Source organism: Agrobacterium sp. SOY23 (assembly GCF_027212525.1).
Taxonomy (GTDB): domain Bacteria; phylum Pseudomonadota; class Alphaproteobacteria; order Rhizobiales; family Rhizobiaceae; genus Agrobacterium; species Agrobacterium tumefaciens_I.
Window position 1 is genome coordinate 101,374 of record NZ_JAPWDT010000002.1, and the last position, 24,205, is coordinate 125,578.

Sequence of the window (24,205 nt, forward strand, 5' to 3'; positions counted from 1 at the left end):
TGCGGTGCTCTGATGGCGCGGCGAAAGTGCCGCGCCGGTTTTCCGGACAGGCGATAGAATGCAACCTCTTCAACCCATCAAGAACAGCACGAGGATCATCCTCGGTATCCTGTTCTTCGTGCTGTTTTTTTCCGCCTGGGGCTTTGCGACGCTCGGCGGTTTCGTGTCGCCGACCTTTCTGGCCGACCCGATCACCATGCTCAAGGACGGCATTTATCTGCTGACCGATCAGGGCTTTGCCGGCGATATCGGTATGACGATCTGGCGTGTGGTGGGCGGTTTCGTGCTGGCATCGGTCGTCGCCGTGCCGCTCGGCATCGCCATGGGCGCCTATAAACCCATCGAGGCGCTGCTTGAGCCCTTCGTGTCCTTTGCGCGCTATCTTCCGGCTTCCGCTTTCGTGCCGCTGCTCATTCTCTGGGCGGGCATCGGTGAGATGCAGAAGCTGCTGGTGATCTTCATCGGCGCCGTCTTCCAGATCATCCTGATGGTGGCCGTGGCGGTTGCCGGCACAAGGCGTGATCTGGTGGAGGCCGCCTATACGCTGGGTGCGAAAGACCGCGGCGTGGTGCGCCGCGTCCTCATTCCCGCCAATGCGCCGGACATTGCCGAAATCCTTCGCCTCGTCCTTGGCTGGGCCTGGACCTATGTCATCGTTGCCGAACTGATCGGCGCGTCTTCGGGCATCGGTTATATGATCATCAACAGCCAGGCGCTGATGGCGACGGGGCAGATCATCTTTGGCATCATCGTTATCGGTGTCATCGGCCTTATCTCGGATTTCGCGTTCAAATCGCTGAACCGGAAGCTTTTCGCCTGGAGGCTTGCCTGATGAGCGAACTCGTTATCAAGGGCGTCAGCCGCACCTTTCCGGGCGTGCAGGGTGGCCAGCCGACGCTGGCACTGCAGCCGACCAATCTGGAAATCCCACGCAATGATTTTGTCACCATCCTCGGTCCGTCGGGATGCGGAAAATCGACCTTGTTGCGCATCATAGCCGGCCTTGACCGTCCGACGACGGGCGAGGTGCTGCTGTCCGGCAAGGCGGTGACGGGGCCGGGGGCGGATCGCGGCATGGTATTCCAGTCCTATACGCTGTTTCCCTGGCTGACGATCCGGGAAAACGTTGCCTTCGGCCTGCGCGAGCGGGGCGTGGCCGAGAAGGAAAAATGGGAAATCGCCGACAGTTATATCGACAAGGTCGGCCTGCGCGGTTTCGAAAACCATTGGCCGAAACAGCTGTCCGGCGGCATGCAGCAGAGAACCGCCATCGCCCGCGCCCTGGCGAACGGCCCGAAAATCCTGCTGCTCGATGAACCTTTCGGCGCCCTCGACAACCAGACGCGCGGCCTGATGCAGGAATTGCTGCTCGGCATCTGGGAGCGGGAGCAGAAGACGGTTATTTTCGTCACCCATGATATCGAAGAGGCGGTCTTCATGGCCTCGCGTGTTGTGACCATGTCCGCAAGACCGGGCCGCATCAAGTCGATCACGCCGGTCGACCTGCCGCATCCGCGTCACTACACCGTCAAGGCCAGCCCGGAATTTTCCGAACTGCGCGCGAAGCTTACGGAGGAAATCCGCAGCGAGGCGATTGCCGCCGCTGCCCATGGATAGTTGATCCGAGAAAAGGGGAGGACAGAAGCATCGGGATAAGGAGCACAGGCGCCGATCTTCAGGAAAAATCGCTGCACGAGCGCATCCGCAACGATGTCGAGCGCCACATCATGTCTGGCGAATGGCCGCCGGGATATCGTATTCCGTTCGAGCACGAAATGACCCGGCAATACGGCTGTTCGCGCATGACGGTAAACAAGGCTCTCGGCGAACTGGTACAACGCGGCCTGATTGAAAGACGCCGGCGTCTCGGCACCTTCGTTCGCCAGCCCCATGCGCAATCCGCTGTGCTGGAAATCCACGATATCGAGCGGGAGGTGCAGGCGCTCGGTCTCGTTTATGGCTACCGTCTCGATAAGCGACGGTTGCGCCCTGCGGGCAAGGACGATGGTGCGGCCATGGCGCTTGCCGCCGATGCCCCGGTTCTGGAACTCACCTGCACGCATTTTGCCGGTGGCGTTCCATTTTGCCTTGAGGAACGCATTATCAATGTCACCGCTGTTCCCGAGGCGGAAGGCACCGATTTTTCGCAGGTCGGCCCGGGAACCTGGTTGCTGAAAATGGTACCCTGGAGCGCCGCCGAACATCGCATCAGCGCCGTTTCCGCAGACCGCAAAAACGCCGCGGCGCTGGGTATAGCCTCCGGTGCGGCCTGTCTGGTCATCGATCGCCGCACCTGGCACGGGGCGGATTACATCACCAGCGTCCGGGTCACCTATCCCGGAGACCGGCACGCTCTGGTGGCGCAGTTTTCGCCTTCTCAAAGCGGCTGAAGCGTCTCGGACAGTCAATTTTTTGTAAAGAAGAGTTTACGGGTCGTCTTTTGACAATATAATAGTTGTCAAAAGAACTCAGGTTTATTATCGGAACGTCGAGCTTTTACGGCGGTATCCGTTCATGGCCCCGGTTTTCAGGAACCGGTCAATCTGCGGATGAGTTCATCGACGGAAATCCGGGGATAAAAATTATGTCAGCTGAGACCTTCACTTCTTCCGTGTCCTTCAACAAGGCAAATACAACACGGCATGCCTCCCTTGCCATGGTTGCTGCCTTGCTGACAGGTTTGAGTGCCGGTGCGGTTTTTGCTCAGCCAGCCCCCGAAACCCAGATTCAATCCGCACCACAGACGGTTCAGCCCTCACAGGCGCCGGTAGCTCCCGCAACGCCGAGCGCACCAATCGCTGAGCCTTCCGCAACAGCGCAGCCATCATCGCCCCAGCCCGCGCAGACCGAGCAACCCGCACAGGTCAATCAGACGGTAACGCCGGGCGAAACTTCCACCCCGGTAGAACCCGTCAGCGCCGAGCCGGCCAGTGCCGCACGTCGCGCGGACATCCCGCACAACCTGTCCCCTTGGGGCATGTTCATGGCGGCGGACTGGGTTGTGAAGGGCGTGATGATCGGCCTCGCCTTTGCCTCGCTCGTCACCTGGACGGTCTGGGTGGCGAAATCGATCGAGCTTGCGGGTGCGCGGGTGCGTGCCGGTGCGACGCTCAAGGTCATTCGCAGGGCAAAAACTCTGACCGAGGCCACCGAGGCCGTCGAGAAGAAGGGTGGACCCGCCGCGCTGATGCTGCGCATGGCTACCCATGAAATGCAGCTTTCCGATGCGGTGGTCGAGCACACGGATGGCGGCGGTATCAAGGAGCGTGTTTCCTCGGCGCTGTCGCGGATCGAAACCCATGCCGGCCGCCGTATGTCGCGCGGAACGGGCGTTCTGGCGACCATCGGTTCCACCGCGCCTTTCGTCGGCCTCTTCGGCACGGTCTGGGGCATCATGAATTCCTTCATCAGCATTTCGGAATCGCAGACCACCAATCTCGCCGTCGTCGCGCCAGGCATTGCGGAAGCGCTTCTCGCAACCGCCATCGGCCTCGTCGCGGCCATTCCGGCCGTGGTCATCTACAACGTCTTCGCCCGCTCGATTACCGGATATCGCCATCTGCTGGCGGATGCCGCAGCCGGTGTGGAACGCCTCGTCAGCCGCGACCTCGATTTCCGCCGCATTCCGCCGGGCAGCGCCAGCAAACCTGCCGTGTCGCTGGTTGGACGGTGATCGGTCATGGCTGGCGGTATTCGCGACAATAGCGGAGACGATCTCTCCGAGAACCATGAAATCAACGTCACGCCCTTTATCGACGTGATGCTGGTCCTGCTCATCATCTTCATGGTGGCCGCACCGCTGGCCACCGTCGATGTGAATGTCGATCTGCCCGCATCCACCGCCAAGCCGGCGGAGCGCCCGGAAGAGCCGCTTTATCTGACGGTCAAGGACGATCTCTCGCTCAATCTCGGCAATGATGCGGTTGCCCGCGAGGCCCTGGCGGCCGCCATTGATCGCCAGACGGGCGGCAAGAAGGATACGCGCATCTTCCTGCGGGCCGACAAGGCCGTTGATTACGGTCACTTCATGGAAATCATGAATCTTCTCAGGGATGCTGGTTATCTGAAGATCGCCCTGGTGGGACTGGAAAATGCGGCTGCGGCATCTCAGCCTGCCGGTTCCGTACAGCCTGCGGCCCAACCCTCTGACCAGCCCGCCGCGCCGGCAGGGCAGGGAACTGCGCCATGACCGAAAACGGCTACCCGCAGGCCCGCCATTCCCGCCTTGGGGAAGTGGTGCTGTGGTCTGCCGCGGCGCTGCTCATGCTGAGCGTTCATGCCGGCTTTGCCTATTATCTGATGCAGGCGCCTGAGGAACAGGATGCCGGCGGGCAGCCGCCTGCAGCGATCATGATCGAAATGGCGGCGATACCGGAGGCCGTCAAAACCGAGGAGACGACACCGGCGCAGGATGTCGAAGACACCGAAGAAGTGAAGAGCGATAGCAGCGAACCGGTGGAGGAAGCAGCCCCGGAAGAGCCGCCGCCACCGGAACCGGTTGCCGAAACACCACCGCCGGAACCGGTGCAGCCGCCTGAGCCGCCGGTCGAAGAGATCGTCGAACCGCAGGAAATTCCCGAGCCGGTGGAGCCGATCGACCCCGTTCAGGAACAGATGATGGCGGAACTCGAAAATGTCGAGGTTCCTCTGCCCGTCATGCGCCCTCCACCGCCACTCGTTGAAAAGAAGGTGGAGAAGAAAGAGCCGGAGGAGAAAAAGAAGGTCGAGCGCCAGCGTCCCAAACCGCAGCAGGCATCCGAATTGCGCGAAACGGCGAAGGCGGAGGCCCAGCAGTCCGACCGAACGGCGGCATCGCAAAACAATGCCGGCTTCTTCTCGTCATCGTCCAGCTCAAATGCCGATTGGGGTGCAAAAGTCCGTTCGGCGATGCAGCGGCGACTGGTTCGCTCGGCTGGAAAATCGGGAATGACCATCACGGTGTCATTCAAGATCGACAGTGGCGGATCTGTGGGTGGCGCGAGGATCCTCTCATCCACCGGCGACTCCGCGATGGACCAGAAGCTTTTGGCCGTCATACAAAAGACGTCCGTCTCACCGCCACCGCAAGGCGCTAATACGAGTTTTACTCTGCCTATTCTTTTCAAATAAGGTTGGAAGGGCATAAGGGCATCCCGACTCTGAAGGGGATGCCCGGTTCATTTTCCATGTTGATTTGCGGTGACCCTATACCGCAGAGTAGGGTCACTCCGTCCCATCGCTCGCAAGCCAACAGGAATCACGAAAATCATGAAACTCTCAATCGCAGAGGCGGAGGATCTCGTATCCTCTATCTTTGAGCGCAATGGCGTTCTGCCGCAAAATGCCCGTTCGGTGGCGAAGGCGCTGGTCGCTTCCGAGGCGGCAGGCCAGGGCGGCCATGGATTTCGCCGCATCCCCGTTTATGTCCGCCAGGCGCGGGTCGGCAAGGTGGATGGCAAGGCGCGTCCGGTGGCGACGCGGGTGAAGCCGGGGGTGCTCTCCATCGACGCCAATCATGGCTATGCCTATCCGGCGATAGACTGCGCTCTCGAGGAATTGCCGGATATGGCCCGGCAGCAGGGCATCGCGCTTGCAGCCATCCATCGCTCCCATCATGCAGGCGTCATGGCTCTGACGGTCGAACGTTTTGCGGAAATGGGCCTTGTCGCGCTCATGTTCGCGAATGCGCCGGCCTCCATGGCTCCCTGGGGCGGCCACACGCCGCTTTATGGCACCAACCCCATCGCCTTTGCGGCGCCCATCGACGGCGCCGATCCGCTGGTTATCGATCTGGCCCTTTCAAAGGTCGCGCGCGGCAAGATCATGGCGGCACGCCAGAAGGGTGAAACCATTCCCGGCGACTGGGCGCTCGACAGAAACGGCCGACCGACGACCGATCCCGAAGAGGCGATTGCGGGAACCATGGTGCCTGCGGGCGAGGCCAAGGGCGCTGCTCTGGCGCTGATGGTGGAGATCATGGCGGCTGCGGTGACCGGTGGAAACTTCGGTTTCGAGGCCTCATCCCTTCTGGATGACAAGGGTGCGCCACCCTCCCTCGGCCACACGATCATCGCCATAGATCCCATATCATCGGGCGGTGCGGCCTTTACCGGGCGGTTGGCGCTCATTGCCGGAGAGATAGAAAAGCAGGAAAATGTGCGCCTGCCCGGTCGTCGCAGCCAGGGCGTCCGCAAACAGGCGCTGGAAAGCGGCATCATGATCGAAAGCGATATTCTGGCCGAAATTCAATCGCTCTGAAGCCGGGTCGGAATAATGAAACCCGGCGGATCGAATATGATCCGCCGGGCAAACCGTCTATGGCCGCTTTGCATTGCGTCGATAGGGCCAGACATCATGTCCGGTCCGCTTTTTGGTCCGCCATCCCGCCATTGATATGGAAGGATTTTGACGCATAAAGCCGCTCATTCGGTTTTCAGCCTACGGGAAGGGGACGATTTCGCGTAAGCTTGGATATAGTCACGGCAAAACCGGGGTGGTTTTGATCTGGCCCCGGTTTCCGTCCGGAAATGTCAAAACCCTTTAGGCATCCCGTTCGATCAGACCGCGCAGCAGCGCGATGCTGACGGCATTCAGCAGATTGGTCGCGCCCAGCCTGTTTCGCACCCGGTCCAGAGTATCCTTCACATCGGCTTCGTCCGCGCCGGTCATCAGGGCGACGTGGGAGGGGTGTTTGCCCCGCGCCACCAGCCCCAGATAGTGCCGTTCACGATCCGAAAGAACGATTTCACGCGTCTGGCGATGTTCATGCGGCATTTTTGAAGACATTTTTTTCAGCCCCAAAAGAGATCGACCTTCCGACATGCGATCAGCTAATAATTTCATATTCTGAAACCGGCTCTTTGGCCGCTCTGTCTCTACGCGAACAGAAACGCCAATTTCACCAACAGGTTTCATCCGGCATCAGGAGTTATGCGATAAAGGGCTGCTGCCGCAGCCAGCCTGCCCCATGATATGGACACTATTTCCTGCGCACCGATATAGTCAGGAACCGTAAGTGGTTCTGACTAGAACAATATGCAGATTCAAAGCTTTGTAACGGTTTCCGTCATGGCTTCAGGCTTACGCGGCGCTCTATTAGGCGATATCCCGCGACGATAGAATAACATCTCGCGCCAAGTTTTGCGATTTTATTGTTATGTTTCGACACAAATCTCGGAAAATGCCGACATATTTTTAAATTTAAAAGTTTATTTTCGAAATATTCATGCCGTAAATATGGATTATCCGGCGGAATGATGCGCGTGTTTCTTGCGTATATCCGTTGGTGTTGCCCCGAACCAACGGGAAACGGAACGCGAAAACGCACCGGGCGTCGAATAGCCAAGCCTGTAACTGATGTCGGAGACTGGAAGATCGCTTTCTACAAGAAGCTTAAATCCCGCATTCTTGCGAATGATATCCTTTATCTCGTTGAGATTGGTGCCAAGCTCGGCGAGCCGTCGCTGGAAACTGCGTTCCGACAGGTTGAAATAGGGCGCGATCTCGCCGAGTGAAAGCTCCGCATCGGAAAGCCGCATCTGCATATACCGTGTCACCTGATCGATGAAATGCGTGGCGTCCGCCGATGTTTCCGGCCGCAGCATGCGGCATTGCAAATTCATCAATTCGAACAGGCGTTCATCCGCATTTGGATTGACCACATCCAGAAGCGATATCGGCAGCCGCATCGTATGGATGGGCTGGGAAAAACTGATCCGTCTGGTCATTCTCTCTTTAAATAACTGAATATTATTCGGTTTCGGCCGTTCCAGACCGATTTCGACCTGGTTGATGCGCTCTCCGAGAATGTCACGCAGGCGCTGTATCAGAACGGCGAGAGACAAATCCACATATTGATCGCGCTTGGCGATGACGGGCGCAAAGGACCATGACAGGGTCACCTGCGTGGCATCCGTCACCATGGTGAAGTTGCTGTTGTTGGTCGCGTAATAAACATGGTCCTGAAGAAACCGCAGGAACGCCCGCACCGTCGGTGCGCTGATCAGCCCATATCCAAACGCACCGGATGCGCCGGCTGGAAAGGTGGAGGCGCACTGCAGGCCAAACGCATCGTCACCGGAAATCAATGCGCAGGTCTCGAGCAGACGGCACAATCTATCGAGGCTGATACGCTCCGTCAGGCTGGTGAATGTGGCGGGATCGATGCCGAGAGCCTTGCAGATGGGCGCGATATCGATGCCCCGTTCACGCGCATAATTGCTGACGCCAGCGGCCAGACCAGCCACCACAGTTATCTCGTCGCTGACCCTCTTTTCAGGCATCCCTCGCCTTGGCGCACCATGTTTGGAAATTGTCGCCTGATGGTAAGCTTAGAGTGCGCGTTTGTCGAGCAGCCCGATTCCGGGATTTTATGTGCGGCTGAGGCCGGCGCTTTGCTCCAGCACCTGCATGATGGTTTTGCCTGCATCCTCTATGGCACCGCTATTATCGACGGTGGTTACGTCGAAATCTCCGACGACCGTGAGTGAGCTGCGTTCCAGCCGGCGAAGAATATCGTCCCGGCTTTCCCGCCCGCGCTGCTCAAGCCGCCGCGCCAATACATCCGGCTGCGCAACGATATTCACCACCTTGAGGCGGGAAAAGGCGGTGCCGAAATGGGGCAGGGCCGAGCGGGAACCGTTGGCGATGACCACTTCACCCGCATCGAGATGACGATGGACGGCGGCGGGAATGCCGTATTTCAACCCATGCGCCTGCCAGGAGACCGCAAATGCACCCTCATTTTCCAGCCGGTTGAATTCGTTCATCGAAACGGCATCGTGGTTTTCACCGCCGGCATCGCCGCTGCGGGTTATGACGCGGCGCGTGAAATGGAAACCTGGCCGGCCGGAAAGCTGTGCCGCGGCATAATCCATCAGCGTGTCCTTGCCGGCCCCGCTCGGGCCGACAATCACGATCATCGTGCCGGGCGACAATGCGCGCCGGCTATCTTCTCCATCGGTGGTCATGCCACGCGCTTGCCCTGGCGCCAGACCGAACGGGCGACCGGCACACCATCTTCGCGATGAACCCGGACCAGATCGGCGCGCAATCCCGCTGCGATACGGCCGCGGTCAACAAGGCCGACGGTGCGGGCGGGCGTGGCAGTGACCATGCGCAGAGCTTCCGGCAGAGAGATGGCTTCCACCTGATCGGCGAGCAGGAAGGGAGCGAAAAGCAGGCTGAACGGCACGTAGTCGGAAGAGAGAACATCCAGCACGCCGATCTCGGCAAGATCGCGGGCGGCGATATTGCCGGAATGGGACTTGCCGCGAACGATGTTCGGGGCGCCCATCAGCACGCTCATGCCGGCGCTGTGCGAGGCCTTTGCGGCCTCGACGCTGGTGGGGAATTCCGCCAGTTTCACACCGTGGCCGATCGCTTCGCCGACATGCGCTTCGGTGGCGTCGTCATGGCTTGCGACGGTGATGCCGCGTTCGGCGCAGCGGGCGGCAAGATAATCGCGGTGCTTGGCGGAAAATTCCGCCGAAGCAGCCTGCCGCCGCCGCACGAACTCGGCGAAAGCCTCGTCGCTCAACCCGCGCTTCTTCTGGTAATAGAAAATGTACTGATCCATCGACTGGAACTGGCGCTGACCCGGGGAGTGGTCCATCAACGAAATCAGCCGCACGCGCGGATCGGTTTCGAAGTCTTCGAAATGCTCCAGCACGTCGGCGGAGGCGACTTCGCAGCGCAGATGCAGCAGGTGGTCCGCACGCAGACGGTTCTGATCCGCCGCCGCCTCAATGGCGTCAGCCATTTCGCGCATTTCGCCTTTCTTGAAACCACCGTCCTCATCCGAGCCGAGGCGCAGGCAGTCGAATACGGTGGTGATACCGGAAGCCGCCACCTGGGCGTCATGGGCCTGAATGGCGGCGATCTTGTCCCAGATGACGCCAGGACGCGGCGAATAATGCTGCTCCAGATGGTCAGTGTGCAGTTCCACCAGGCCGGGGATCAGGAAGTCACCTTCGAGGTCTTCTCCGGTTTTGGAAGCACCTTCGCTGATATCGGCGATCTTGCCATCACGGATCAGGACGGAGCCCAGAATAATATCGTCTTCCAGAACGATACGGGCGTTGGAAAGGGCGTGCTCGGTCATGGGTTCGCATCTTTCTTTGGCTGCTGGCCAAGCGGGTGCCAGCGGTGAACGGTGAAGGGAGCGCCGCGCGTTTCTTCAATGAACAAAGCGAGGCCGGAAATAGTGAGGGGCTGATCGACAAATTCGGCAAACCGCGCCGAAAGGACCTCATGCATGGCGGGCTGGTCGCTTTCATCGATGCGGCCGGTCAGCGTCATGTGAAAGCGGAAATCATCCATGACATGCGGATAACCCCAGAGAGACAGATTTTGCCGCTGGCTCTCCGTCAGCATTTGCGGTCGCCGCCGGGCAATATCGGTCTCGGACAGGGGCGCACGGAACCGGTCGAAATGATCGACGATCTCGGCGGCAAAATCCTGCAGCGGCTGATAGGTGCGGTCCGGAACCAGCGCGAAAAACGGTCCGAGCGCGCCGACGACCACGCGCGGAATCTCGAAGGCGGACTGGCTGGCCGCGAAATCTTCGACGGCCGCGAGCAGCTCCGCTTCGCTGTATTTTTCGGCAAGTTCGAACGGGGCCTTCAGGGTTGCGTGGAAACCGTAACGGCGGGGCTCTTCCGTCATGTCGGAATAATCGTCGTGGTCGTCATGCAATGTGCCGGAAAACGCATTCCGGCCCAGCCAGCGCGAGGCTGCTTCAGTCAGCGGATGATCCTTAGCCGGAGAAAAATAGATAGCGTAGCGCACGGCAAGCACTCTTCAGTGTCATGGGAAACCAAGGATGAGATGCTATTTGGCGTGACTCGCCTGCTTCCCGCAAGGTCAGGAGTGCGAGGTAATCGGTTTCCGTGACAGAATGATGATGTCGAAGGAAAAAAAGCACGGGCAATGCGGCAAGCATCCCAAATAGGCTGAAGCGCGGACAGAGATGGCGGAGAGATAGGGGGAAGAGATATCGCCGACATTCATCGGGACCGTGCGAATATCAGGACTGCGCGAGTGTTCGGGGTGGGATGACGGTCGTCGTTGCGACTTTTGTCATCCCGCTCCCTTAGCCTTAGTGATGCGTTTTTCCGATCAGGCGCGAGCGCAGTGAATTCGAAATATGGTCAAACAGGAAAACTACGAACAGGATGAGCAGGACCATATAGGCCACCTTATCCCAGTCGGCATTGGTGCCCATTGCTTCCAGCAGTTTCAGGCCGATGCCGCCGGCGCCCACTGCACCAATGATCGTGGCGGAGCGGGTGTTGCTTTCCCAGAAATAGAGGGACTGGGAAATGAAGACCGGTAGAACCTGCGGCAACACACCGAAGCGATTGACGGCAATGGGGGAGGCGCCGACGGATTTGACGCCCTCACGCTGCTTGTCGTCGACATTCTCCAGCGCCTCGGCATAGACCTTGCCGAGCGCCCCGGTGTCGGTGAAGAAGATCGCGGCAATGCCGGGGATTGGTCCGGGGCCGAAACTGCGGGTGAAGAACAGCGCCCAGATCAGCATGTCGATGGAGCGCAGGAAGTCGAACAGACGCTTCATGCCCCAATTGGCGGCTTTGTTGGCGGTGATATTGCGGGCGGCGATGAAGGCGAGCGGCAGGGCGACAAGCGTGCCGAACAGCGTACCGACGAATGCCATTACCAGTGTCTGCATCAGCTTGGAGAGAATATCGGCGTGTTGCCAGACGCTATTGTCGAGGAAATCATCGGCCATGTGGCCGATATTGGAGCGCTCGGGATCGAGCCTGTCTCCCCAGAGCGCAAGAGCGGTAAGTTCGCCATAACCCTTGCCCCAGAATTCCGATTTGGTGTCGAACAGGAAATTCGCCCATCCGAGGAAGCGACGCTGCACATAGACCTGACTGGTGCGGATTTCCGCCTGGCCGGCAAAACCGTAATGCACGAGGACCTTCTTGCCGTCCTGCTGGATTTCGTCCGGCAGGCCCTCCGGCGCGACTGCCGCATCGTCATTGATGATGACGGGGTAGTTCTTGCCGTCGACATAGACATCCACCCGGGTCGGGGTCACGTCGAGGCGGTTTTGCGTACCGGCATAGACCACACTGTAGCCGCCGCCCGGCAGGGGTTGCAGCCAGTCGATCTTCGCATCGGCGGGATATTGGCCGCGGCTTGACCATTGCGGCTCAACCTTGTCGTTTGTGAAACGCAGGCGTGGCTGGGCGCGCCAGGAATACCAGTCCTGAATATAGCTCGAAGCGCGGTCCCACCGGCCCTGCATGAAAGCCGGCCCGACATTGAAGAAGAAAAAGCAGCCGATGAGATAGATGGCGATGATGACAAGACCGGTCAGCAGGCCATATCGCTGCATGAAGCTGCGATTGAACACTTCGGGATGCGCGGCCGTCAGCCTTTCGCGCTCGGCGGTGTTGAGAATGAAGCTGGACGACATCAGGCCGCTCCCCGTCCGAATTCGAAGGATTGATGGCCGATCAGCTTGCGGCGCAACCAGCCGGAAAACTGATCGACAGCGATGATGGTGATCAGCAGCAGGATGATGATGGCATAGGTCTTCGATGCGTGATCGTTGCCGATCGAAAGCCGGAAGACCTCGCCGATGCCGCCGCCGCCGACGGCGCCGATGATGGTGGAGGCGCGCACGTTGATTTCGGCGCGCAGCAGCGCGTAGGAGACGAAATTGGGCAGAACCTGCGGCACGATGGCGAAACGCACCCGCTCCAGCCAGTTGGCACCGGCGGCGCGCAGGCCTTCATCCGGCTTCATGTCGGCATTTTCCACTACTTCGAAAAAGAGCTTGCCCAAAGCGCCGATAGTATGGACCGAAATCGCGATGATGGCCGCGATCGGGCCGATGGACAGGATGGCGGTCAGCAACCCGGCGACAACGATTTCGGGAAAGGCGCGCAGCACTTCCATCACCCGGCGCACCACCCAGCGCACGAGACCGGCGCCGACGAGATTGGTGGAGGCGAAGAAGCAGAGCACGAAGGCGAAACTCGTGCCGATGATCGTCGAGACCAGCGCGATATTGAGCGTGATGATCAGCTGGTAGATGAAATGCGGGATGTAGAAGCCGTCGGTAATATAAACGCGATCCGCGACATAATTATATTTCAGCGAACCATCCGCATAGGGCGACGGCAGGTCGAACATCGCCCGGAAGATTTCCAGCGGGCTGTCCGGCACGAAGGTCTTCATGAAATCGAAGAAATAGGGCAGGCGCTCGAAGAATTTGCCTGAATTGGCCGCATTGGCGAAATTCAGGGAGGCGGCGAGGATGACGAGAAAGATCACGAGCGAAATGACGGTATAAATCCGTCGTGTCGCAAGCTGCTGTTGATAGTGACGCATGATCGTCTTGGACGATGCGCTCAACCCCTCGGGCGCGAGGGTATCATGGTGCAGGGTGGTCGCCATGCCGCTTTTCCTTTATTGGCAAAAGCGGCGGCACCGCAAGGCACCGCCGCTTCCGGATATGATCTCAGGATCAGCCGCCGATAACGGACTTACGGGCGTCGATGATCGTCTGGTAGAAGGACGGGTCGACCTTGATGTAGGCGGTGTTCTTGCCCTGGGTGAAGCCCTGGAAGCATGCGAGGTCCTTCTTCGGCAGTTCCATGAAGAAGTTTTCGACCTTCTGCTTCATCGCGTCGCCGAGCTTGTTGGTGACCATCAGCGGGCCGTTCGGGATCAGCGGCGACTTCCAGACTTCGACGATATCGTCCATGTCGAGGTTGCCCTTCTTGACCATCTGGTAGAGGTTGCCGGCGGTGTAGCCTTCTTCCCACTTGCCAACGCCCGAACCGAAGGTGGTGCCAACGTCGAACTTCTTGTCGAGAACGGCGAGAACGAGGTTCTCATGGCCGCCGCCGAAGCCGGTTTCGGAGAAATATTCCTTCACCGGAACGCCGGTTTCCTTCGGAATAGCCACGTTCGGAACGAGGAAGCCGGAGGTGGAGTCAGGGTCGGCGAAGCCGATCTTCTTGCCCTTGGCATCTGCCAGCGTCTTGATGCCGCTGTCCTTGCGGGCAACCATGATCGTGTAATAACCGGTCGAACCATCGGCGCCAGCCGTGGTCAGGATCGGGTCGACGGCCTTCGGGTCGGCCAGAGCGATCTTGGCGTAGGAGGAGGCGCCCATGGAAGCGATGTCGATGGTGCCGCCGAGCAGGCCCTGGATGACGCCGTTATAGTCCGGCGACGGGAAAACCTGAACTTCGGAAACGCCGGTTGCAGCCTTGAGGCCATCGGCAACGCACTTGGTGTTGCGGATCTGGTCGGCTTCGTTTTCGGAACCGTCGAGACCGATGCGCAGAACCTTGACGTCCTGAGCCATGGCGGAACCGGCCAGAACGCCAAGGGCGACTGCCGAAAGAAGGACTTTCTTCAACATGGACTTTCTCCTGTTTCCCGGCGAGCCGGAGTTTGTTGTGAAATGTTGGCCCTTGACGCGGGCGCAAACGATGCTGAGCGGTTCCTCAGAGCCCGGCGAGAGCGAGCGGTTCGGGACCGGCAGATTGCTGCACCGGACGCGCGGGAAGCTGCGCGCCGGGAATATTGATGCTGGTCGACGTCATGGTCTCGTCGATGCCGGAGCCTTGTGAATCGGTTCCGTAAATCTCGGTGACGGCGGCGGCCGTCAGTTCGGCGGGCGTTCCGTCGAAGACAACGCGGCCCTGGGACATGCCGATGATGCGTTCGCAATAGTTGCGCGCCGTATCCAGCGTGTGCAGGTTGGTGATGACGGTGATGCCTTCGCGTTCGTTGATGTCGCGCAGCGCGTCCATCACGATCTTGGCATTGAGGGGATCGAGCGAGGCAATCGGCTCATCGGCCAGCACCATCTTGGGAGATTGCATCAGGGCACGCGCAATGGCGACGCGCTGCTGCTGGCCGCCGGAAAGCGTACCCGCCGCCTGCATGGCCACATGTTCTATGCCGAGGCGCTCCAGCGCGGCGATCGCCATCAGCCGCTCGTCATGGGTGAAGATGTTGAAGAGGCTCAGCGCCGTCGAACGGTGATTGAGGCGGCCGAGCATGACGTTGGTAAGAACGTCGAGACGCGGCACCAGATTGAACTGCTGGAAGATCATCGCGCAGTCGCGCTGCCAGTTGCGCAGAGCCGCACCCTTCAGCGCCGAGACTTCCGTGTCGTTGAAATGAATGGAACCCGAGGAGGGATCGACGAGGCGGTTGATCATGCGCAGCAGCGTCGATTTTCCCGCACCCGAGCGCCCGATCACGCCGACCATCTGACCCTGCGGGATTTCGACATTCACGGAATCGACCGCAGTGTGGTTGCCGAAACGGCGCGTGACTTGCTTCAGGTGAAAGCTCATTTCCCCGTCCAATCTTCTTTTGACGGGGTTCCACGTAACAGTGGTGCGTGAAGTACGAATGTCAGTTTGATGAACAAAATATTACAGATTTCCGGGGTGCGGCTCGCGCCTGTTTGCCGACAAAGCTTTCAGGAGGTATCCCGCTGCGCTGAAATCTGCGCGTGCTTCAAAGGCGTAGAAACAAAAATCCCGGAGCCTTGCCCCGGGATTTGCACTGGTTTCAGCGGAAGGGGATTTCACCCGCCATATTTCGCGACAAAATCCTCTGCCGCCAGATTGCGGAAGTCGTCCAGGGCGCCGCGCAGCGAGGCATGGTCCCAGTCCCACCATTTCAGCTCATCCATTTGCCGGCCCAGTTCGGCCGGGAACCGTTCGCGGATCAGCCGGGCGGGTACACCCCCGACGATGGTGTACGGCGCCACATCTTTGGAGACGACCGCGCCTGCGCCGATCACCGCGCCGTTTCCGACCGTGACGCCAGGCAGGATCGTCGCGCCATGGCCGATCCAGACATCGTGGCCGATCACCACCCGTTTGGCACGGCGGGCGGCAAAGAAGTCCGTCTCGTCTTCGGCATCGTCCCAGTAGCTGCGGGCGCGATAGGTGAAATGGTGCAATGTCGCCCGCTGCATGGGGTGGTTGGTGGCGTTGATGCGCACGGAGGCGGCGATATTGACGAATTTACCGATGGTGGCGCACCAGATTGCGCCATCCTGCATGACATAGGAGTAGTCGCCCATCTCGACCTCCTCGAGGCGGCAGCGCTCCGAAATTTCGGTATAGCGGCCGATCGAGGACTTGGTGACACGGGCACTTTCGTGGATGACGGGTTCGAGACCGACCTTGACGCTCATGCCGCTGCCTTTCGCGGAGAGAATTGCGAGACGTCGAGAATGCGGTCGGCAACGGCTTCGCGCACCTCCTCGTCGTGGAAGATGCCGAGCAGGGCCGTGCCCCTCTCTTTTTTCTCCCTGATCATGTCGACCACCACGCGCCGGTTGGTGGCGTCGAGCGAGGCCGTGGGCTCGTCAAGAAGCAGGATCGCATGGTCGGTGATGAAGCCGCGCGCAATATTGACGCGCTGCTGCTCACCGCCCGAAAAGGTCGCCGGCGGCAGCGACCACAATTCCTGCGGCAGGTTTAGTTTCGAAAGCAGCATGGCCGCCTGCTCGCGCGCATCTTCGGCGGCAACCTTACGCGCCAGAAGCGGTTCGGCAACGACGTCGATGGCCGCGACACGCGGCACGGTGCGCAGGAACTGGCTGACATAACCGATAGTGCGGTGGCGGATAGCGAGGATCGTGCGCGGCGAGGCATTGCCCATATCGATGACCTCACCCTGATGGCGGATGAGAATCTGTCCGCTGTCTATGGCGTAATTGCCATAGAGCATTTTCAGGATCGAGCTTTTGCCGATGCCCGACGGGCCGCCGAGAACGACGCATTCGCCGCCCGAAACGGAGAAATTGACATCGCGGACGACCGGCAGTTCGATGCCGTCGCGAAGATGCATGGTGAAGCTTTTGAAGACTTCCGAAACGATGAGAGGCGTCGTCATGGTGGGTTCTTTCTTCCTGCGCGCGATTTTATCCGAAAACCGGGGACCACTTTTCGGAGCGACGCGGCTAGACCTGCAAGATGGAGGAAACAAGCAATTGCGTGTAGGGCTCGCGCGGATCGTCTAGCACCCGGTCGGTGAGGCCATGTTCGATGACGTCGCCGCCCTTCATCACCATCATGCGATGGGATAACAGACGCGCAACCGCCAGATCATGGGTGACGACGACGACTGCAAGGCCGAGATCGTTGACGAGGCCGCGTACCAGATCGAGCAGGCGTGCCTGCACCGAGACATCGAGGCCACCGGTCGGTTCGTCCATGAAGACGAGGCGCGGCGAGGTGACGAGGTTGCGGGCAATCTGCAGGCGCTGGCGCATGCCGCCGGAAAAGGCGCGCGGCTGGTCGTCGATACGGTCGGTGCCGATTTCCACCCGCTCCAGCCATTCGCTGGCCGATTGCCTGATATTGCCATAGTGCCGGTTGCCAACGGCCATCAGCCGCTCGCCGACATTGGCGCCGGCAGAAACCGCCATGCGCAGGCCGTCTGCCGGGTTCTGGTGCACGAACCCCCAGTCGGTGCGCATCAGGAAACGCCGTTCGGCCTCGCCCATATGGTAAAGATCTCGCATGGAGCCATCGCGCATGCGATATTCCACGCTGCCGGCGGTGGGCATCAGCCGGGTGGAAATGCAGTTGAGCAGCGTGGTCTTGCCGGAACCGGATTCACCGACGATCGCCAGCACCTCGCCCGGATAAAGCTCGAAGGAAACGTTGCGGCAACCGGCGCGGTCGCCGTAATATTTGGAAACGTCCCGGACTTTCAGAAGCGGTGCGTCGCTCATTCTGCGGCCTCCTTCACATCCGCCAGCAGGTGGCCCTTGTGGCCATGGGCACGGCGGTCTTCGCAATGGTCGGTATCGGAGCAGACGAACATGCGTCCGCCCTTGTCATCCAGCACCACCTCGTCGAGATAGACATTCTCCCCGCCGCAGAGCGCGCAGGGCTTGTCGAAGCGCTGGATTTCAAAGGGATGATCTTCAAAATCGAGGCTGACGACGTCTGTATAGGGCGGCACGGCGTAGATTCGTTTTTCGCGCCCGGCGCCGAACAGCTGCAGGGCGTCCGAGAGATGCATTTTCGGATTGTCGAATTTCGGCGTCGGCGAGGGGTCCATCACGTAACGCCCGGCGACCTTAACCGGATAGGCATAGGTGGTGGAGATGCGGCCGTTGCGGGCGATATCCTCATAAAGCTTGACGTGCATCAGGCCATATTCTTCGAGCGCATGCATGACGCGGGTCTCTGTCTCGCGCGGCTCGAGGAAGCGCAGGGGTTCGGGGATCGGAACCTGATAAACGAGCACCTGGCCCGAATGCAGCTCTTCTTCCGGAATGCGGTGCCGCGTCTGGATGATCGTCGCATCCTTCGTACGGGTGGTGATGGCCACATCAGCCACCTTCTGGAAAAAGGCGCGGATGGAAACGGCGTTGGTGGTGTCGTCGGCCCCCTGGTCGATGACCTTCAGCACATCGTCGGGACCGAGGATGGAGGCGGTCAACTGCACGCCACCGGTGCCCCAGCCATAGGGCATGGGCATTTCACGGGAAGCGAAGGGAACCTGATAACCGGGAATGGCGATGGCTTTCAGGATCGCCCGGCGGATCATCCGCTTGGTCTGTTCGTCCAGATAGGCGAAGTTGTAGGCAGCCAGCCCGTCGTCAAATGAAACTTCTTTAAGCATTGCGCGTTAGCCTTGTGAAAAAAGGAGTACAAGCTCATGGAGATTGGAATTCTTGCAGCCGTGTTTTTTGCTGTCTTTGCAGCATCGACCGTCTTTTGCGCCTACTGGTTCGGCGAGCAGCACAGCCGCTGAGCTATTCGGCCGCATCGCTTATCCATTCCGCGCCATTGGCATTGATCGCCTCGAAATCAGCGCGCATCTTTCTGACCAGACCGAGTTCGGCCTGAAAATCCACGTAATGCGGCAGTTTCAGATGTTCGACAAAGCCCGTCGCCTGCACGTTGTCGGCGTGTGAGATGACGAATTCCTCGTCCTGAGCGGGGGCAACGACATCTTCGCCGAATTCACCGGCCCGCAGTGCCCTGTCGACGAGTGACATGGCCATCGCCTTGCGCTCGCTCTGGCCGAAGACCAGACCGTAACCGCGGGTGAACTGTGGCGGCGCCTTGGCCGAACCCTTGAACTGGTTGACCATCTGGCATTCGGTGACCTTGATATCGCCGAGCGAGATGGAAAAGCCAAGTTCCGGCACCTCCAGCTCGATTTCCACCTCGCCGATGCGGATTTCGCCGACGAAGGGATGGGTGCGGCCATAACCGCGCTGCGTCGAATAGGCGAGCGCCAGAAGAAAACCCTCATCACCGCGCGCCAGCGATTGCAGGCGCAGGTCGCGGGCCATCGGAAATTCCATGGGTTCCCGTGTCAGGTCCCCGGCAACATGATCGTCCGGCATGTCGCCGTCGCTTTCGATCAGCCCTTCCTGGGCGAGGATATCGGAAACACGCATGACATATTCCGGCTCGCCTTCCCGCTGGGTGGCGGGTTCGACGGCCTCGTCTTCGAGGAGGGAGGGATCAAGCAGCCGGTGGGTGTAATCGAAGGTCGGGCCCAGCAATTGCCCGCCGGGCAAATCCTTGTAGGTGGCGGAAACACGGCGCTGCACCGCCATCTTCGCGGTATCCACCGGCACCGAATAGCCAAAACGCGGCAAGGTGGTGCGATAGGCGCGCAGCAGGAAGATGGCTTCGATCATGTCACCGCGTGCCTGCTTGACGGCAAGGGCCGCAAGCGACTGATCGTAGAGTGAGGCTTCCGCCATCACCCGGTCTACGGCGAGCGAGAGCTGCGAGACGATCTGCGCCACAGACATGGCGGGCAGGTCGCGGTCTCCGCGCCGCTGGTCGGCCAGCAGCCGGTGGGCATTGGCGATGGCGGTCTCCCCGCCTTTGACAGCAACATACATCTTATGCCTCCACGGGTTTGATGCGCGTCGTACGCGGCAGGCAGACAAATTTATCGCCGGCCGTCAGGATGACATCGACGCCACGCGGGAAGATGGCGTTGTTCTCCGCCCAAAGCCTCGGGAAAATATCCGGCAGGCCGGAGGGGCTGATGATGTTGACGTGGCGGATGCCGGGGCCGGAGAGCAGCAATTCCCGCCCACCGTCCAGATCGGGCAATTCGATGATGAGCGTCGTGGAGCGATCGGGATATTCCTGGCTTCCCTGTGCGAAGAGACCGAAGGACGCGATGGCGCTTCCCGCTTCGATGACGGCGAAATGCGCAGTCCCTTTTTCTTCCGTCGTAACCGCTCCGGTGTGAAATCCGATCCAGCCCGGCACCGCACTCTTGCGCAGCGCGCTGCTCAGCCAGACTGGCGTGTCGTGGTCGCAGAGCGCCAGCAGAACAGCACCGGTGGCAACGGCGAGCGGCAGCGGCGGCGCGACCGCCGTTTCGATCGTCTGCGGCGTGCCCGGACGGGCCATGCCGTCCATCAGCTTCTTGAAAATCCGTTGGGAATCGAAGACGGCGTTGGAAAAGCCGCCCGTCAATGCTTCGGCCTTGGCGCTCATCAGTCCTCTCCTCGAACCATGGTGAAGAAATCGACCCGCGTGGCTGCGGTTTCCCGTGTTTTTCGTTCCTTCTCTTCGCTCAGTCTTTTTTCGACCGGCGAAAGAAGCTCGGTCTCGATGAAGTTCCGGGTCGAGCTTTCCTGCCAGAGCGCGTCGAAAACTGCGGCATACCAGGCCTTCTTGCGGCCGGTGCCGAGAACATGCGCATGGCCGACGGTTCCCGAGGCAAGCTTGACGGTCGCGCGGGTGACGGTGGTTTCACCGAGATTAAAAGGCGCACCGCCGCCGCCGATACGGCCCTTGACCATGACGAGGCCTGTTTCCGGGCCCCGCACGTTTTCCGTCTGCGGACTGGCATCCTGCCGGTTCCAGACCGTTTCAAGTTCCTGAACGGTGGCGCGGGCAAGAAGCGCCGCCACCCGTTTCCTTTCGCCGTGTATATTCGCAGCTTCGTTATTCATCGCTTGACCTCTAATGTCTATTGATATAGACAACTATACAATATAAGCTACAATTAACGTCCGTGAATGACAAGCGTGTGACATGAGCCCTGCGGCAGCGATGAAAAGAAAGAACGGCGTGGCGCTCTGGCGGCAGATTGCCGACCGGATCAGAGGCGAGATTGCGGCTGGCGATCACGACGAAACCGGCATGTTGCCGCCGGAGATGACGCTGGCCGAAAAATTCGGCGTGAACCGCCATACCGTCCGAAGTGCCATTGCCGCGCTGGCAAGCGAAGGCATTCTCGAGCCGATGCAGGGACGCGGCACGATGATCGCCCGCAAGGAGCGTCTGAGCTTTCCGATTTCGCTGCGCACGCGATTTACGGCAGGCATCGGCGATCAGGTGAAGGAGATGGAGGCGCTGCTTCTTTCCCATACGACCGAGCCGGCAAGTGCCGATCTGGCAGCACGGCTGCAATTGTCGGCCGGTGCGCCGCTCGTTCGTCTGGAAACCCTGCGCAAGGCGGATACCCGCCCTGTGTCCCGTTCGACCACATGGTTCCCGGCGGATCGTTTTGCCGGAATAGGTGAGGCCTATCAGAAAAGCGGCTCGATCACGGCCGCTTTCAAGATGCTTGGCGTGGCGGACTACGTGCGCATTTCCACTGTCATTTCTGCTGTCCATGCGGATACGCAGGATCTGGCCGATCTCGAGCTATCGCCCGGGGCCATCCTGCTTGTCACCCAGGCATTGAATGCCGATATGGATGGCGTGCCGGTGCAATATGCCGTCAGCCGCTTCTCGGCCGATACGGTTGAATTCACGGTCGAAAATTAAGCGGGAGGCTACTCCGCCTGTGACAGACCCAGCACATCCAGCATCGAATAGAAGCCCGGCTTCTTGTCGAAGGCCCAGACGGCCGCCGTGATTGCGCCGCGTGCGAAGATGGAGCGGTCGCCGGCATAATGGGAAAGCTCGACGCGCTCACCTTCTCCGGCGAAGATCACCGAATGTTCGCCAATTACCGAGCCGCCACGCAGCGTGGCAAAACCGATGGTGCCGGCCTCACGCGCGCCCGTGTGTCCGTCGCGCACGCGCACGGAAGAGGCCGTGAGATCGACCTTGCGGCCGGCAGCGGCGGCTTCGCCCAGCAGCAGCGCCGTGCCCGAGGGCGCGTCCACCTTGTGCTTGTGGTGCATTTCCAGAATTTCGATATCCCAGTTCTGCGCATCCAGCGCCTGCGCGGCCTGTTGTGTGAGAACACTGAGCAGGTTGACGCCGAGGCTCATATTGCCTGACTTGACGATGCGGGCATGGCGCGACGCCGCCTTGAATTTTTCTTCGTCTTCCGGTGAGCAGCCGGTCGTGCCGATGACGTGCACGATGCGAGCCTGTGCGGCAAGCCCCGCGAAGGTGACGCTGGTTGCCGGTGACGTGAAATCGATCACCCCTTCGGCATGCAGAAAGGCCTGCAGCGGATCGCTGGTGATTTCAACGCCAATGGGGCCGAGACCGGCAATTTCACCGGCATCGCGGCCGACAAATGCCGAACCCTCGCGCGCCACCGCGGCATGCAGCTGGACACCCGGCGTCTGATGAATGAGGCGGATCAGCGCCTGTCCCATGCGGCCCGCCGCGCCGACCACCACCAGTTTCATGCCGCTGCTGCCCATGCTGTCACTCACTTCTCATGTCGGGCGGATCGGAACCCGCCGGTATCGGATGTTTGATGTTTGCTGCCGCGACGTTAAAGACCGTCCGCCCGCTTCGCAAGCATCACATTTAAAGGGCCCGCCGTTCGAAAGCGGTCAGGCTCTCCAGCGCCGGCCATCCAGCGCCAGACCGAAATCGGAAGGGGTTCTGGAATAAGTGGCGAGGCCGGAAAGCGCTGCCTGGGGATGGGTGACGACGAAGGTTGGAATGGTCCGCATCAGCGCACTGTGCGGCGCCTTGTCCTCGAACGCGGCCCGGAATTCCGGGCTCTTCAGCGCCGGAATGATCTTCTGCGAAATGCCGCCGGCCAGATAGACGCCGCCCTTGGCCATGAAGATCAGCGCAAGATCGCCCGCCACGCGGCCGAGATAGGTGCTGAACAGCGAGAGCGTTTCTTTCGCCTGCGGGTTCTGGCCGGAAAGCCCCTGCGAGGTGATGTCGGCCGGATCGGAGAAGACGGCGTCAATGCCGTCAGCCTTGCAAACGGCGCGGTAAAGATTGACCAGTCCACGTCCGCACAGGATCTGCTCACCTGCAACGCGGCCTTCGATGGTTTCGATATGCGGGAAAACCGCATAGTCGCGCGCGCTTCTTGGGCCGATATCGATATGGCCGCCTTCGCCAGGCACCGGGAACCACATATGGCGGGCATAGACCAGCCCGGCAACGCCGAGCCCCGTGCCGGGTCCGAGAACGACGCGCGATGCAAGCACGTCTTTTTTGCCGGAGCCGATGGCCTCGCGATTATCGTCGTCAAGAGCCGCAATCGCCAGAGCCTGCGCCTCGAAATCGTTGATGACGATGACATCCTTCAGGCCCAAATTTGCAATCATACCCTTTGGCTTGACGACCCAGTGGCAATTGGTGAGCGGAATTTCGTCGCCTTCGATGGGGCCGGCAATTGCAAGAATGGTCGAGACCGGCTGGAGCGAGGTCTTGTCCAGAACCGCCTGCTGAATGGCGTCATCGATCGTCGGATATTCCGCCGTCTTCACCGTGGTGAGGTGCACCGGTTCCGCAAAGGAATCGATCAGAATGGAAAAGCGGGCATTTGTACCGCCGATGTCGCCAAGAAGGATGGGGAAGGACAGATATTCGGTATCGGACGTCTTCGGCATTGCCTGTTCCATATTGGTGGGTCAGTCGGCGAGGTGGAAGTCGATCAGGTTTTCTGCGGTGGCGCGGTTGAGCGCCATCGGAATGTCGTAGACGGTGGCAAGGCGCGTCAGCGCCTTCACGTCCACATCATGCGGCATGGCCGTCAGCGGGTCGGTGAAGAAGATCAGCATGTCCACTTCGCCGGTGGCGATCATCGCGCCGATCTGCTGGTCGCCGCCGAGCGGACCGCTTTTAAGGCGAATGACATCAAGCCCCGGGCAGGCTTCCTGCACACGCCCGCCGGTGGTGCCGGTGGCGACGATCTTGAACTTGGCAAGCGTCTTCTGGTGATGACGGGCAAAAGCCGCCATATCGTCCTTTTTCTCGTCGTGAGCGATGAGCGCGATACAGCGTTGCCCTTCCATGATCCCAGCCTGTCCTCAAAGAATTAAATCGATTTG

Annotated in this window: 27 protein-coding genes; 8 read left to right on the top strand and 19 right to left on the bottom strand. The window is 60.1% G+C overall.

Annotated features, from left to right (window positions below):
• Positions 1-58 precede the first annotated feature (58 nt).
• The 7 genes from O3S81_RS05650 (at position 59) to O3S81_RS05680 (ending at position 6,237) form a co-directional block, all read left to right on the top strand.
• Complete coding sequence (locus O3S81_RS05650) at positions 59-832, top strand: ABC transporter permease (protein WP_269341484.1); 774 nt, start codon at positions 59-61, stop codon at positions 830-832.
• Entirely contained in the window at positions 832-1,617 is a 786-nt protein-coding gene (locus O3S81_RS05655; RefSeq protein ID WP_269341485.1) for an ABC transporter ATP-binding protein, read from the top strand. Before O3S81_RS05650 ends, O3S81_RS05655 begins: the two co-directional genes overlap by 1 nt.
• Positions 1,618-1,652: 35 nt before the next feature.
• Entirely contained in the window at positions 1,653-2,390 is a 738-nt protein-coding gene (hutC, locus tag O3S81_RS05660) for a histidine utilization repressor (protein ID WP_269342396.1), read from the top strand.
• A 194-nt stretch (positions 2,391-2,584) separates the two neighbouring features.
• Positions 2,585-3,673 (top strand): tonB-system energizer ExbB, encoded by a 1,089-nt coding sequence (exbB, locus tag O3S81_RS05665; protein WP_269341486.1) that lies wholly within the window; start codon positions 2,585-2,587, stop codon positions 3,671-3,673.
• Positions 3,674-3,679: 6 nt separating this feature from the next.
• Positions 3,680-4,189 (top strand): TonB system transport protein ExbD, encoded by a 510-nt coding sequence (gene exbD / locus O3S81_RS05670; protein ID WP_269341487.1) that lies wholly within the window; start codon positions 3,680-3,682, stop codon positions 4,187-4,189.
• Entirely contained in the window at positions 4,186-5,109 is a 924-nt protein-coding gene (locus O3S81_RS05675; RefSeq protein ID WP_269341488.1) for an energy transducer TonB family protein, read from the top strand. The genes exbD and O3S81_RS05675 overlap by 4 nt, the downstream gene beginning before the upstream one ends.
• 138 nt (positions 5,110-5,247) lie before the next feature.
• Positions 5,248-6,237 carry an Ldh family oxidoreductase gene (locus O3S81_RS05680; RefSeq protein ID WP_269341489.1) on the top strand — a complete coding sequence of 330 codons (990 nt, stop codon included), beginning with the start codon at positions 5,248-5,250 and terminating at the stop codon, positions 6,235-6,237.
• A gap of 282 nt (positions 6,238-6,519) precedes the next feature.
• Here the strand turns inward: O3S81_RS05680 and O3S81_RS05685 are convergent, their stop codons facing one another.
• The 16 genes from O3S81_RS05685 to phnG form a co-directional block, all read right to left on the bottom strand.
• The gene (locus O3S81_RS05685) at positions 6,520-6,765 is read right to left on the bottom strand and encodes a transcriptional regulator (protein WP_331284187.1); all 246 of its coding nucleotides are present in this window, start codon (positions 6,763-6,765) and stop codon (positions 6,520-6,522) included.
• Between the two features lie 455 nt (positions 6,766-7,220).
• Positions 7,221-8,261, bottom strand: coding sequence for an AraC family transcriptional regulator (locus O3S81_RS05690; protein ID WP_269341491.1), 1,041 nt, complete (start codon positions 8,259-8,261; stop codon positions 7,221-7,223).
• 87 nt (positions 8,262-8,348) lie between these two features.
• Entirely contained in the window at positions 8,349-8,948 is a 600-nt protein-coding gene (phnN, locus tag O3S81_RS05695) for a phosphonate metabolism protein/1,5-bisphosphokinase (PRPP-forming) PhnN (RefSeq protein ID WP_269341492.1), read from the bottom strand.
• Positions 8,945-10,081 (bottom strand): alpha-D-ribose 1-methylphosphonate 5-triphosphate diphosphatase, encoded by a 1,137-nt coding sequence (locus O3S81_RS05700; RefSeq protein WP_269341493.1) that lies wholly within the window; start codon positions 10,079-10,081, stop codon positions 8,945-8,947. The genes phnN and O3S81_RS05700 overlap by 4 nt, the downstream gene beginning before the upstream one ends.
• Positions 10,078-10,776: a DUF1045 domain-containing protein gene (locus O3S81_RS05705; protein WP_269341494.1), complete on the bottom strand. Its 699-nt coding sequence runs from the start codon at positions 10,774-10,776 to the stop codon at positions 10,078-10,080. Before O3S81_RS05705 ends, O3S81_RS05700 begins: the two co-directional genes overlap by 4 nt.
• A gap of 301 nt (positions 10,777-11,077) precedes the next feature.
• Complete coding sequence (gene phnE / locus O3S81_RS05710) at positions 11,078-12,427, bottom strand: phosphonate ABC transporter, permease protein PhnE (protein ID WP_269341495.1); 1,350 nt, start codon at positions 12,425-12,427, stop codon at positions 11,078-11,080.
• The gene (gene phnE / locus O3S81_RS05715) at positions 12,427-13,413 is read right to left on the bottom strand and encodes a phosphonate ABC transporter, permease protein PhnE (RefSeq protein ID WP_269341496.1); all 987 of its coding nucleotides are present in this window, start codon (positions 13,411-13,413) and stop codon (positions 12,427-12,429) included. Before phnE (O3S81_RS05715) ends, phnE (O3S81_RS05710) begins: the two co-directional genes overlap by 1 nt.
• Before the next feature lie 70 nt (positions 13,414-13,483).
• Entirely contained in the window at positions 13,484-14,389 is a 906-nt protein-coding gene (gene phnD, locus O3S81_RS05720) for a phosphonate ABC transporter substrate-binding protein (RefSeq protein WP_060722755.1), read from the bottom strand.
• 85 nt (positions 14,390-14,474) lie between these two features.
• Complete coding sequence (phnC, locus tag O3S81_RS05725; protein WP_269341497.1) at positions 14,475-15,335, bottom strand: phosphonate ABC transporter ATP-binding protein; 861 nt, start codon at positions 15,333-15,335, stop codon at positions 14,475-14,477.
• Positions 15,336-15,571: 236 nt separating this feature from the next.
• The gene (locus tag O3S81_RS05730; RefSeq protein ID WP_269341498.1) at positions 15,572-16,189 is read right to left on the bottom strand and encodes a transferase hexapeptide repeat family protein; all 618 of its coding nucleotides are present in this window, start codon (positions 16,187-16,189) and stop codon (positions 15,572-15,574) included.
• Positions 16,186-16,893 carry a phosphonate C-P lyase system protein PhnL gene (gene phnL / locus O3S81_RS05735; protein WP_269341499.1) on the bottom strand — a complete coding sequence of 236 codons (708 nt, stop codon included), beginning with the start codon at positions 16,891-16,893 and terminating at the stop codon, positions 16,186-16,188. Before phnL ends, O3S81_RS05730 begins: the two co-directional genes overlap by 4 nt.
• A 67-nt stretch (positions 16,894-16,960) precedes the next feature.
• A complete protein-coding gene (gene phnK / locus O3S81_RS05740; RefSeq protein WP_004439249.1) occupies positions 16,961-17,737 on the bottom strand; it encodes a phosphonate C-P lyase system protein PhnK in 777 nt (258 codons plus the stop codon).
• Positions 17,734-18,636 (bottom strand): alpha-D-ribose 1-methylphosphonate 5-phosphate C-P-lyase PhnJ, encoded by a 903-nt coding sequence (locus O3S81_RS05745; protein ID WP_269341500.1) that lies wholly within the window; start codon positions 18,634-18,636, stop codon positions 17,734-17,736. The genes phnK and O3S81_RS05745 overlap by 4 nt, the downstream gene beginning before the upstream one ends.
• A 133-nt stretch (positions 18,637-18,769) precedes the next feature.
• On the bottom strand, positions 18,770-19,879 hold the full coding sequence (locus tag O3S81_RS05750) for a carbon-phosphorus lyase complex subunit PhnI (RefSeq protein WP_269341501.1): 1,110 nt from the start codon (positions 19,877-19,879) through the stop codon (positions 18,770-18,772).
• 1 nt (position 19,880) lies between these two features.
• The gene (phnH, locus tag O3S81_RS05755) at positions 19,881-20,489 is read right to left on the bottom strand and encodes a phosphonate C-P lyase system protein PhnH (protein ID WP_269341502.1); all 609 of its coding nucleotides are present in this window, start codon (positions 20,487-20,489) and stop codon (positions 19,881-19,883) included.
• Positions 20,489-20,950 (bottom strand): phosphonate C-P lyase system protein PhnG, encoded by a 462-nt coding sequence (gene phnG, locus O3S81_RS05760; RefSeq protein ID WP_269341503.1) that lies wholly within the window; start codon positions 20,948-20,950, stop codon positions 20,489-20,491. Before phnG ends, phnH begins: the two co-directional genes overlap by 1 nt.
• An 82-nt stretch (positions 20,951-21,032) precedes the next feature.
• On the opposite strand from phnG, the gene phnF reads away from it, so the two are divergent.
• Positions 21,033-21,770 carry a phosphonate metabolism transcriptional regulator PhnF gene (gene phnF, locus O3S81_RS05765; protein ID WP_269341504.1) on the top strand — a complete coding sequence of 246 codons (738 nt, stop codon included), beginning with the start codon at positions 21,033-21,035 and terminating at the stop codon, positions 21,768-21,770.
• Positions 21,771-21,778: 8 nt separating this feature from the next.
• Here the strand turns inward: phnF and dapB are convergent, their stop codons facing one another.
• From dapB to O3S81_RS05780, 3 genes are all read right to left on the bottom strand, one after another.
• Entirely contained in the window at positions 21,779-22,606 is an 828-nt protein-coding gene (dapB, locus tag O3S81_RS05770; protein ID WP_269342398.1) for a 4-hydroxy-tetrahydrodipicolinate reductase, read from the bottom strand.
• A gap of 135 nt (positions 22,607-22,741) precedes the next feature.
• Positions 22,742-23,764, bottom strand: a complete 1,023-nt coding sequence (locus O3S81_RS05775) for a glucokinase (RefSeq protein WP_269341505.1) — start codon at positions 23,762-23,764, stop codon at positions 22,742-22,744.
• 21 nt (positions 23,765-23,785) lie between these two features.
• On the bottom strand, positions 23,786-24,169 hold the full coding sequence (locus O3S81_RS05780) for a methylglyoxal synthase (RefSeq protein WP_269341506.1): 384 nt from the start codon (positions 24,167-24,169) through the stop codon (positions 23,786-23,788).
• Positions 24,170-24,205 lie beyond the last annotated feature (36 nt).

Excerpts from the sequence above, each read along its gene's own strand:
- O3S81_RS05650 (WP_269341484.1), top strand. The coding sequence starts at position 59 with ATGCAACCTCTTCAACCCATCAAGAACAGCACGAGGATCATCCTCGGT.
- O3S81_RS05655 (WP_269341485.1), top strand. The coding sequence starts at position 832 with ATGAGCGAACTCGTTATCAAGGGCGTCAGCCGCACCTTTCCGGGCGTG.
- exbB (WP_269341486.1), top strand. The coding sequence starts at position 2,585 with ATGTCAGCTGAGACCTTCACTTCTTCCGTGTCCTTCAACAAGGCAAAT.
- exbD (WP_269341487.1), top strand. The coding sequence starts at position 3,680 with ATGGCTGGCGGTATTCGCGACAATAGCGGAGACGATCTCTCCGAGAAC.
- O3S81_RS05675 (WP_269341488.1), top strand. The coding sequence starts at position 4,186 with ATGACCGAAAACGGCTACCCGCAGGCCCGCCATTCCCGCCTTGGGGAA.
- O3S81_RS05680 (WP_269341489.1), top strand. The coding sequence starts at position 5,248 with ATGAAACTCTCAATCGCAGAGGCGGAGGATCTCGTATCCTCTATCTTT.
- O3S81_RS05685 (WP_331284187.1), bottom strand. The coding sequence starts at position 6,765 with ATGTCTTCAAAAATGCCGCATGAACATCGCCAGACGCGTGAAATCGTT.
- O3S81_RS05690 (WP_269341491.1), bottom strand. The coding sequence starts at position 8,261 with ATGCCTGAAAAGAGGGTCAGCGACGAGATAACTGTGGTGGCTGGTCTG.
- phnN (WP_269341492.1), bottom strand. The coding sequence starts at position 8,948 with ATGACCACCGATGGAGAAGATAGCCGGCGCGCATTGTCGCCCGGCACG.
- O3S81_RS05700 (WP_269341493.1), bottom strand. The coding sequence starts at position 10,081 with ATGACCGAGCACGCCCTTTCCAACGCCCGTATCGTTCTGGAAGACGAT.
- phnE (WP_269341495.1), bottom strand. The coding sequence starts at position 12,427 with ATGTCGTCCAGCTTCATTCTCAACACCGCCGAGCGCGAAAGGCTGACG.
- phnE (WP_269341496.1), bottom strand. The coding sequence starts at position 13,413 with ATGGCGACCACCCTGCACCATGATACCCTCGCGCCCGAGGGGTTGAGC.
- phnD (WP_060722755.1), bottom strand. The coding sequence starts at position 14,389 with ATGTTGAAGAAAGTCCTTCTTTCGGCAGTCGCCCTTGGCGTTCTGGCC.
- phnC (WP_269341497.1), bottom strand. The coding sequence starts at position 15,335 with ATGAGCTTTCACCTGAAGCAAGTCACGCGCCGTTTCGGCAACCACACT.
- O3S81_RS05730 (WP_269341498.1), bottom strand. The coding sequence starts at position 16,189 with ATGAGCGTCAAGGTCGGTCTCGAACCCGTCATCCACGAAAGTGCCCGT.
- phnL (WP_269341499.1), bottom strand. The coding sequence starts at position 16,893 with ATGACGACGCCTCTCATCGTTTCGGAAGTCTTCAAAAGCTTCACCATG.
- phnK (WP_004439249.1), bottom strand. The coding sequence starts at position 17,737 with ATGAGCGACGCACCGCTTCTGAAAGTCCGGGACGTTTCCAAATATTAC.
- O3S81_RS05745 (WP_269341500.1), bottom strand. The coding sequence starts at position 18,636 with ATGCTTAAAGAAGTTTCATTTGACGACGGGCTGGCTGCCTACAACTTC.
- O3S81_RS05750 (WP_269341501.1), bottom strand. The coding sequence starts at position 19,879 with ATGTATGTTGCTGTCAAAGGCGGGGAGACCGCCATCGCCAATGCCCAC.
- phnH (WP_269341502.1), bottom strand. The coding sequence starts at position 20,489 with ATGAGCGCCAAGGCCGAAGCATTGACGGGCGGCTTTTCCAACGCCGTC.
- phnG (WP_269341503.1), bottom strand. The coding sequence starts at position 20,950 with ATGAATAACGAAGCTGCGAATATACACGGCGAAAGGAAACGGGTGGCG.
- phnF (WP_269341504.1), top strand. The coding sequence starts at position 21,033 with ATGAGCCCTGCGGCAGCGATGAAAAGAAAGAACGGCGTGGCGCTCTGG.
- dapB (WP_269342398.1), bottom strand. The coding sequence starts at position 22,606 with ATGGGCAGCAGCGGCATGAAACTGGTGGTGGTCGGCGCGGCGGGCCGC.
- O3S81_RS05775 (WP_269341505.1), bottom strand. The coding sequence starts at position 23,764 with ATGCCGAAGACGTCCGATACCGAATATCTGTCCTTCCCCATCCTTCTT.
- O3S81_RS05780 (WP_269341506.1), bottom strand. The coding sequence starts at position 24,169 with ATGGAAGGGCAACGCTGTATCGCGCTCATCGCTCACGACGAGAAAAAG.